We start from the raw sequence: 5,738 nt of genomic DNA, 5'->3' as shown, positions 1-5,738 counted from the left end.
TCCGGCCCCCCGCGGGGGGCCCCCCCCGGCCGGGGGGGGGGCCCCGCCGGGGGGGGGGGGGGGGGGGGGCGCCCCCCCCGGCCGGGGGGGCCCCGGGGGCCCCCCGGGCCGCCGTGCCGGGGAAGGAGGCGGAGGCGCCGGAGGCCGAGACGGCGGACGCTCCCGCCGGGGCACCGGGGCCCGTGCCCCGTACGCACTCCGGGCACTGGAAGCCGACCGACGCGCTCACCATGCACTCGGGGCAGATGGGGCGCTCACAGCGCGTGCACCGCACGCCCGTACCGCGCCCCTGATGCCGGTAGCAGCTGGGCAGGCTCGCACCCGCGGCCGACCGCTCTGGCTGGTCCATCGCTCCCACGGTCCTCTTCACCTCGGTGACGACGGCGGTGAACGCCGTCCCTGCCCGGCCACGGCGGCGGACACCCCGCCACCGGTCCCGGCCGCACGACCCGGACCGGACCCGGACCGGGCCGGCCGGCCCGCCCCCCCCCCCCCGCCCGGCGGGGCACGACCGCTTCCGCGGCCGTATCCGCCACGTCCGCCCCAGGGGCGCCGCGTCCGTTCCTGACACCTACACGGACGGGCGGGTCGGAAGGTTCCCGCGCGGTCAGCGCTTCTCGATGGAGACCGTCTCGATCACGACGTCCTGGACAGGACGGTCCGTGCGCGGGTTGGTCTGCGAGCCGATGATCGAGTCGACGACCTTCTTGCCGGCCTCGGTGCTGACCTCGCCGAAGATGGTGTGGCGGCGGTTGAGGTGGCCCGTGGGGACCGCGGTGATGAAGAACTGCGAGCCGTTGGTGCCCGGGCCCGCGTTCGCCATCGCCAGCAGGTAGGGGCGGTCGAACGAGAGGTCGGGGTGGAACTCGTCCCCGAACTCGTACCCGGGGCCGCCGGTTCCGTTGCCCAGCGGGTCTCCGCCCTGGATCATGAAGCCGCTGATCACGCGGTGGAAGATGGTGCCGTCGTAGAGCGGCGCCGTCGTCTTCTCCCCCGTCGCGGGGTGCACCCACTCGCGCCCGCCGGTGGCGAGGTCCACGAAGTTCTTGACCGTCTTCGGCGCCTGGTCCGGGAAGAGCCGGATCTCGATGTCGCCGTGGTTGGTCTTCAGGGTGGCGTAAAGCTGCTCGGCCACGATGTGCCTTCCGTAAGTCTGCTCTGACCTTCCCGATCCTCGCACGGACGGCGGCCCCGATGGGCGCGCGGGCATGCGAGAGCGCCCCGGGGCGCATTCGAGGCCTCGACGGGGGTAGCGGGAAGCGAGGGTCTTCGGGACCGGCCCGAGGGACCGCTGAGAAGGCCGGGACGACGGATTCGTGACACGGATGCCTGCAACGCATGCCGACGCGGGGTGCGGCAGGCATGATTTCAAAAAGGGTGGACAGGCGACATATCGAACGCCACCGAGGAGGATGATCCTGTGACCCGCATGGACAGCGTGCGTGCCGCTACCGATTCAGCGAGGGAGAGCGTGCAGCACGCCGCGGAAGCGGTGGCGCCGTACGCCGGAACGGCCAAGGAACAGGCCGCGCAGTATGCACACGAAGCACGCGTACGGCTCGCCCCGACCGTGTCGAAGGCCGCGCAGCAGGCGCGTGTTCAGTACGGTGCGCGCGTCGCGCCGCATGTGCCCCCCAAGGTCGATCTCGCGGCGCAGAAGGCCGCCGCACGGACGCGTACCGCCGCACGCCAGGCGGCCGAGTACACGGCGCCCCGGGTCGAGCAGGCCAGGGCCGCGGCAGGACCGATGGCGGAGGAGGCCGCGGCGCGTTCAGCGGCCGCGTTCGCCGCGCTGCGCGGGCAGATCACGGGCGACGAGGTCCAGAAGCTGGTGGCGAGGCGCAGGCGCCGGGCCACGGCGGGCCGCGTCGTCAAGGGTCTCGCGATCCTCGGCGTCGTGGCGGGTGGTGCCTTCGCCGCGTGGAAGTGGTGGGACAAGCAGGCCAACCCCGAGTGGCTGGTGGAGCCGCCGGCTCCCACCGAGGTGTCGGACCGGCCGAACCTGACGTCGGTGGACGGTTCCACGGGCAGCGGAGCGACGATCGACACGGAGCACGAGAACCGCAAGAAGTCCTCCTGACGGTTCGTCGTCCGCCGGACGGCCGAACGGTCCGGAGAAGCGGCGGTCGCGGAAGCCGTGACCTGGGAGGCCGTGGTCCGGAATGCGGCACTCCGAACGGTGGTGTTCCCGGGAGCGGCGTTTCCGCGGGAGCTGGACGCGGCCCGTACGCCACGAACGGCGGTCGTCCGTACGCCGTGAACGGCGGTAGTCCGCACTCCACGAATGGCGGTCCGTCCTTCATGAACGGCGGCCCGTCCTTCGTGGGAGCCGGTCGGCTCCGTGCGCACGGCCGTTGACCGGGCGGACTTCTGACGTGGGGCCAGGCTGCTGGGCGTCGGGTGACGATCCGTCTCCCGGCCTTCGGCCGCCCCGCGTTCCACGACGTGCACGGTGTTCCTCGAGGCGCCGGGATTCCCGTACGGGACCCGGCGCCTCATGCCGCGGTGAGCGCGACGTCGCCGAGCTCGTCGAGTTGGCCGTCGAGCGGCGTCTCGGCGGGGATGCGGCGTACGGAGGGCGATGAGCCGTGGGCCTCGGCGGTGATGCGCTGCTTGATCGTGGGAGGCAGGGCACGGTCACGCGGTTCCCGCGCCGCGGAGACCTGCTCCGGTACGCGCCTGCGGTCCCCCGCGCCCGTGGCGCGCGCCGCGGCACCACCCGAGTCGATCCGTGGTGCCGGCACCGGCACGGGCACCGCCGGTGCGGGGGCGGCGGTCTCGGCACGCTGGTCGGCCGGCTGGTCGGCCGGCTGGTCGGCGGAGCCGGCGGCGGCGGTGGCGGGGGTGGTGAGGCCAAGCGTGGCGAGTACGGCGAAGAACGCGGTGATGAACGCGGTCCAGAGGTTCCTGACCTTGACGACGGCCATGACTCCTCGCTTTCGGGTGAGGTCCGGCCGCACAACCGGTTGATCCCGAGTTGCGCGGTTTGGTTACGTTCATCATCATGTGGACGCGCAACGGAATCTGTGGGAGATACGCCGCCGGGCGACCAGTTCTTCTGATGAACACCACCCGTTCAGTCGATCCTCACATGCGAAAAGCAGAAAACCGCCGCTCCGCATCGCCCGCCACGCCCACGCCCCTGAGCGCGGCGGGCGCCGTCAACTCACCCACGCATCAAGGCTTTTGACGTCCCATCGCCAGCGGGCGACCCGAGCGGCACGGCACACGTCCCCCCGCAACCCGAGAGCCCCTCGCCCCCGACACGCGCCACGCGCCGTCGGGCCCCATCCCCTCGTCCGGTCGCGGACCCGCACACCTCGCGCCGGGCCCGCAGCCGCATCTCGATCCAGCCCGGTCAGCGGCTCTCCGGCTCGGGCCGTGGCAGCTCATCGAGGTCGAGAGTGAAGATGCGCCCGTCGGCCAGATCGATCGGGAGCTTGCCCGTGCCGTACCCATGCGTGCGCGCCGTAACATAGCCGGCCCCAGTGGGGTCGGTATGGACAACGACCTCCGCGGCGTACGGGTCCACGATCATGTAGATGGGGATGCCGTAACGGCCGTACTTGGCAGTGCAGTCGTCGTAGTCCTTGCGCGCCGAGGAGACCGATACCACCTCCGCGATCAGCAGCACGTCCTCGAAGCCGTAGCGCTTGCCCTGCCTCTGGGCGTCCTCCCGCAGGATGGCGAAGTCCGGGGCGGAGTTCTCGTCGGCCGGGAAGTCGATGTAGACATCGGAGGCGGTCTTCGCGTGGCGGCCGAGAGCGAGCGAGCCACTTCCCCATCAGCCCCGTAGCTCCGCCGGACAGTCGGCGAGCCGGCCCGCTCCCGACGAGACCGCCGGAGCCCAGGGGATCTGCGGGGGAGCGCACGAGGGCCCGATCTCCCGTACGCAGGGGCTCCATCACGCGCCGCAGTGAGCACGAACGTGCCCACTGATGGGCACAGAAACTCGGGACGAAAGAACCCCCCTGACCGCGTTTCCACAGGTCAGGGGGGTTCACAGGGAGTGGAGCCTAGGGGAGTCGAACCCCTGACATCTGCCATGCAAAGACAGCGCTCTACCAACTGAGCTAAGGCCCCGTGCCGGGAACAGCGTACCGGGTCCGGAGGGTCATCCGGCAAAAGGTTGGGACTCCCCGAGTGCGAGCACGCTCCGTAGGATGCCCCACAAGGTTCGCAGCAGTGAAGCTGGGGCCGACGCTTGGGGAAGCGATGGGGAGACGCGATGGACGCCGCACAGCAGGAAACGACAGCCAGAGCCAGAGAGCTGCAGAGAAGCTGGTACGGGGAACCGCTGGGGGCGCTCTTCCGCCGGCTCATCGACGATCTGGGCCTGAACCAGGCCAGGCTCGCCCATGTGCTGGGACTGTCCGCGCCGATGCTCTCACAGCTGATGAGCGGACAGCGGGCGAAGATCGGAAATCCGGCTGTCGTGCAGCGCGTCCAGTCCCTCCAGGATCTCGCCGCGCAGGTCGCGGACGGCAGCGCGAGCGCCGCTGAGGCGACCGCCCGCATGGAGGAGATCAAGCGGTCGCAGGGCGGTTCCGTGCTGACCGCGAGTCAGTCCACGAACACCGCGGGCGCGCCCACGGTCCGGCGCGTCGTGCGGGAGATCCAGTCGCTGCTGCGTTCCGTGGCCGCCGCGGGCGACATCATCGACGCGGCCAACGCGCTGGCGCCCGCCCAGCCCGAGCTCGCCGAATTCCTGCGGGTGTACGGCGCGGGGCGCACCGCCGACGCGGTCGCCCACTACGAGGCACATCAGAGCTGAGACCGGCCGGCCGAGGGCGCGAGGAGCGAGCGGCATGGGTGAGGTGTTCGCGGGTCGGTACGAGCTTGTCGACCCGATCGGGCGCGGCGGCATCGGCGCCGTATGGCGTGCGTGGGACCACAGGCGGCGGCGTTACGTGGCGGCCAAGGTCCTCCAGCAGAGCGACGCGCACACCCTGCTGCGCTTCGTGCGCGAGCAGGCCGTACGCATCGATCACCCGCACGTCCTCGCCCCCGCGTCCTGGGCCGCCGACGACGACAAGGTCCTGTTCACGATGGACCTCGTGGCCGGTGGCTCCCTCGCCCACCTCATCGGCGACTACGGCCCGCTGCCCCCGCGCTATGTGTGCGTGCTGCTCGACCAGGTGCTCGCCGGGCTCGCGGCCGTGCACGTCGAGGGCATCGTGCACCGCGACATCAAGCCCGCGAACCTGCTGCTCGAAGCCACCGGCACCGGACGCCCCCATCTGCGCGTGTCGGACTTCGGCATTTCCATGCGCAAGGGCGAACCGCGCCTCACGGAGACCAACTACGTGGTGGGTACGCCCGGATACTTCGCGCCCGAGCAACTGCTCGGCGCCGAACCGGACTTCCCCGCCGACCTGTTCGCCGCGGGGCTCGTCGCGCTCTACCTGCTCGAAGGGCAGAAGCCGGACGCCAAGGCCCTCGTCGAGTACTTCGCCGAGCACGGCACGCCGGGCGCCCCGCAGGGCGTGCCGGAACCCCTGTGGCAGGTGCTGGCCGGGCTGCTTCAGCCCGATCCGCACGCCCGGTTCCGTACGGCGACGGGCGCGCGCAAGGCGCTCGCCGCCGCGGTGGAACTGCTGCCGCCCGATCCGGCGGCGGGGGCCGATCCGGTCGAGGTGTTCGACCAGATCGGACCGCTGCCCGACGGATTCGGCCCGCAGGGCCCGAGCACCCTGAGCGGTTCGGGGGACACGGGGGCCGCGGGGGCCGCCGTCGCC

Annotated in this window: 5 protein-coding genes, 1 tRNA gene and 2 pseudogenes; 3 read left to right on the top strand and 5 right to left on the bottom strand. The window is 71.9% G+C overall.

Annotation, left to right across the window (positions count from 1 at the left end):
- Nucleotides 1-82: 82 nt before the first annotated feature.
- Both LCE31_RS31195 and LCE31_RS31190 read right to left on the bottom strand, forming a co-directional pair.
- Nucleotides 83-349, bottom strand: a pseudogene (locus LCE31_RS31195) (rhomboid family intramembrane serine protease); the annotation flags it as partial.
- Between the two features lie 258 nt (nucleotides 350-607).
- A complete protein-coding gene (locus LCE31_RS31190; protein WP_225020325.1) occupies nucleotides 608-1,135 on the bottom strand; it encodes a peptidylprolyl isomerase in 528 nt (175 codons plus the stop codon).
- A gap of 285 nt (nucleotides 1,136-1,420) precedes the next feature.
- Here LCE31_RS31190 and LCE31_RS31185 point away from each other — a divergent pair, with 285 nt between their 5' ends.
- Nucleotides 1,421-2,080, top strand: coding sequence for a DUF5324 family protein (locus tag LCE31_RS31185; RefSeq protein WP_225020323.1), 660 nt, complete (start codon nucleotides 1,421-1,423; stop codon nucleotides 2,078-2,080).
- 415 nt (nucleotides 2,081-2,495) lie between these two features.
- Here the strand turns inward: LCE31_RS31185 and LCE31_RS31180 are convergent, their stop codons facing one another.
- From LCE31_RS31180 to LCE31_RS31170, 3 genes and pseudogenes are all read right to left on the bottom strand, one after another.
- Entirely contained in the window at nucleotides 2,496-2,927 is a 432-nt protein-coding gene (locus tag LCE31_RS31180) for a DUF6344 domain-containing protein (protein ID WP_225020321.1), read from the bottom strand.
- 431 nt (nucleotides 2,928-3,358) lie between these two features.
- Nucleotides 3,359-3,733 (bottom strand): annotated as a pseudogene (locus LCE31_RS31175) (Uma2 family endonuclease); the annotation flags it as partial.
- 277 nt (nucleotides 3,734-4,010) lie between these two features.
- Nucleotides 4,011-4,083 (bottom strand) — tRNA-Ala (locus LCE31_RS31170).
- 145 nt (nucleotides 4,084-4,228) lie between these two features.
- Between LCE31_RS31170 and LCE31_RS31165 the strand changes: the two genes are divergently transcribed.
- The gene (locus LCE31_RS31165) at nucleotides 4,229-4,774 is read left to right on the top strand and encodes a helix-turn-helix domain-containing protein (protein WP_225020319.1); all 546 of its coding nucleotides are present in this window, start codon (nucleotides 4,229-4,231) and stop codon (nucleotides 4,772-4,774) included.
- Between the two features lie 34 nt (nucleotides 4,775-4,808).
- On the top strand, nucleotides 4,809-5,738 hold a 930-nt coding region (locus LCE31_RS31160), incomplete at its 3' end, for a serine/threonine-protein kinase (protein ID WP_225020316.1).

This window comes from Streptomyces sp. 8L (genome assembly GCF_020176795.1).
In the GTDB taxonomy this organism is placed as follows: domain Bacteria; phylum Actinomycetota; class Actinomycetes; order Streptomycetales; family Streptomycetaceae; genus Streptomyces.
Note: the sequence above shows the minus strand (reverse complement) of the source record. Positions and strands in the feature narration are given on the sequence as shown.

What these genes read in the sequence shown, in the direction of transcription:
- LCE31_RS31180 (WP_225020321.1), bottom strand. Translation starts at nt 2,927, where the DNA reads ATGGCCGTCGTCAAGGTCAGGAACCTCTGGACCGCGTTCATCACCGCG.
- LCE31_RS31165 (WP_225020319.1), top strand. Translation starts at nt 4,229, where the DNA reads ATGGACGCCGCACAGCAGGAAACGACAGCCAGAGCCAGAGAGCTGCAG.